A 2,665-nucleotide genomic window follows, 5' to 3' on the forward strand; every position below is an offset into this window, starting at 1 on the left:
GCCCTGGCCGCCGACACCCTGGCGGGCGAGGGCGGCGTCTCCGCCTTCGAGGGGGCGACGGGCGGTGGACAGGGCGAAGACCACGTCGCCGTCGAAGGGGGCGTGGACCGGCCGGATGGCGCGGGCCAGGCCGTCCTGGGCCATGATGGCGAGGCGCTTGGCCTGGGCCGGGGTGAGGGCCACGTCAGTGGCCACGCAGGCGATCGTCGTGTTCTGGCGGGCGCCCGCCGGGGGCGGGGCCTTGGCCGAGCCCCACTGGCCGGGGCCGGCGCGCAGGCCGTCCAGGGGCAGGCCCCCGAACTCGTCGTCGATTTCAAAGGGGGTGGCCCAGAAGGTGCGGCCATCCGGGGCGGTGACCGAGCCCCAGCTGTTGACGCAGACCAGGGCCCCCACGGCGCCGTCCGCCGACAGGAGGGAGGCTGAGCCGGTCCCGCCCTTCAGGCCCCCGGCCGCCGCGCCATATCCCGCGCCCGCAGTGCCCAGGTCGAAATCGAGGCTGGCGGCGGCGCAGGCCCGGCGCCCCAGCTCGCGATAGGGCGGGTCCTCGCCCCAGGCCTTGTCGCCGCCATTGGCGAGGTCGAAGAGGATGGCCGCAGGCACGACGGGCGAGGGTGGCACCCCCGGCCGGTCGGCCAGGCGAAAGCCCCGGCCCCGGGCGCCCAGCCAGGCCACGGCGCCGTCGGCGGCGGCCAGGCCCCAGACCGAGCCGCCGGACAGGACGACGGCGTCGACGGCCTCCACCAGGTTCTCGGGTGCCAGGGCGTCGGTCTCCCGGGTGCCGGGGCCGCCGCCGCGCACATCCACGGCGCAGACCGCCCGGGCGTCGGGCAGGATCACCGTCACGCCGGTGCGCACGGCGGCGTCCTGCGCCTGGCCGACGGCAAGACCGGGCACATCGGTAATGAGGTTGCGGGGGCCGGGGGCGGGCGGACTCATGGCGCTCCTCAAACACCGGATGGCGTTCCTTGTCCACGCGGGCGGGTCTATAGGTCGAAGGGTCCCTGCGTCGTGAGGCCCCCATGCGTCCCTTCCCCCTGCTGAAGTCCGCCCTCGTTTCCGCCGCCGTCCTGGCCCTTGTCCTGCCGACGTCGCCAGTGCTGGCGCGGGAGGCGAAGACCCCGGCAACCGCGTCAGCCGCCCAGGTCAAGGAGACCGGCATGGTCGCCGCCGCCCATCCCCTGGCGGTGGAGGCGGGCGTCTCGGTGCTGAGGCGCGGCGGCTCGGCGGTGGACGCCGCCGTGGCGGTGCAGGCGGCCCTGGGTCTGGTGGAGCCGCAGAGCTCTGGTCTCGGCGGCGGGTCCTTCATGACCTACTACGATGCGAAGACCCGCAAGGTGACCGCCTACAACGGCCGCGAGACCGCCCCGGCCGGCGCCCGGCCCGACATGTTCCTGGGCCCGGACGGCAAGCCCCTGCCCTTCTTCTCGGCCGTGACCAGCGGTCGGGCCACCGGCGTGCCCGGCGCCGTGGCCATGCTGCACATGGCCCAGAAGGCCCACGGGCGCCTGGCCTGGAAGGACCTCTTCACCGAGGCCGAGGCCCTGGCGGACCAGGGTTTTGCCGTCACCCCGCGACTGGCCGCCTTTGTCGCCTCCAGCGCCCCCCAGGCCAAGCAGCCCGACGCCGTGGCCTATTTCACCAAGGCCGACGGCCAGCTCATCCAGGCCGGCGACATCCTGAAGAACCCGGCCTACGCCGCGACCCTGCGCAAGATCGCCGCTGAGGGGCCCGCCGCCCTGCTGGAGGGCGAGATCGCCCAGGCCATCGTGAAGCGCACGACCGAGGGTGCCCTTCCGGGAGCAATGACCCTGGCGGACCTGAAGGCCTACCGGCCCAAGGTCTCGGAGGCGGTCTGCCGGCCCTATCGGGTCTATGTGGTTTGCGTGCCGCCGGCGCCCTCGAGCGGCCCGGCCGTGCTGATGGGGCTGGGCATACTGGCCAACACCGACATCGCCGCCCATGGCCCGGAAACGGTTGAGGGCTGGTACATCTTCTCCCAGGCCAGCCGGCTGATGTACGCCGACCGCGACCGCTATTTCGGCGATCCGGACTTTGTCGACGTGCCGGTGAAGGGCCTCCTGGACCCCGCCTATCTCAAGGCCCGGGCGGCCTTGATCCCGGCGCAGGTCGCCGGCGCACCTCCCGGCCCCGGCAAGCCCAGGGGGGCCGGCGCCCGGGCGCCCGACGCCACCCAGGAGCCCAGCGGCACCTCCCACTTCGTCATCGTCGATGGCAACGGGAATGTCGTCTCCATGACCACCACGGTGGAGAACGTGTTCGGCACCGGCCGGATGGTCCACGGCTTCTTCCTGAACAACCAGCTGACCGACTTCTCCTTCTCGCCCACCGAGAAGGACGGGGTTCCCGCCGCCAACGCCGTGGCGCCCGGCAAGCGGCCGCGTTCGTCCATGGCCCCGGCCGTGGTGCTGGATCGCAAGGGCCGGTTCTACGCCGCCGTCGGCTCGGCGGGGGGCAATTCCATCCTGGCCTACAACCTCAAGGCCCTGGTCGCGGTGCTGGACTGGAAGCTGCCCATGCAGGAGGCCGTGGCCCTGCCCAACCTCATCGCCCGGGGCGCGCCCTACCTGTCCGAGCCGGCCAAGTTCGCCCCCGGCGTGGTCGAGGGCCTGGCGGCCCGGGGCGTGGTGCTGACCGGCGGCGGCGG

The 2,665-nt window shown here is 73.7% G+C and carries 2 protein-coding genes; one reads left to right on the forward strand and one right to left on the reverse strand.

All coding sequences use genetic code 11. The annotated features are described in order from the left end of the window. Nucleotides 1-936: P1 family peptidase (locus tag WCJ52_RS12595; RefSeq protein ID WP_336903651.1), on the reverse strand; the 936-nt coding region annotated here is incomplete at its 3' end. An 83-nt stretch (nt 937-1,019) separates the two neighbouring features. Between WCJ52_RS12595 and ggt the strand changes: the two genes are divergently transcribed. Next, nucleotides 1,020-2,665, forward strand: a 1,646-nt coding sequence (gene ggt, locus WCJ52_RS12600) for a gamma-glutamyltransferase (protein WP_336903652.1), incomplete at its 3' end; no start/stop codon positions are given.

Source organism: Phenylobacterium sp., assembly GCF_037138395.1.
GTDB lineage: Bacteria > Pseudomonadota > Alphaproteobacteria > Caulobacterales > Caulobacteraceae > Phenylobacterium.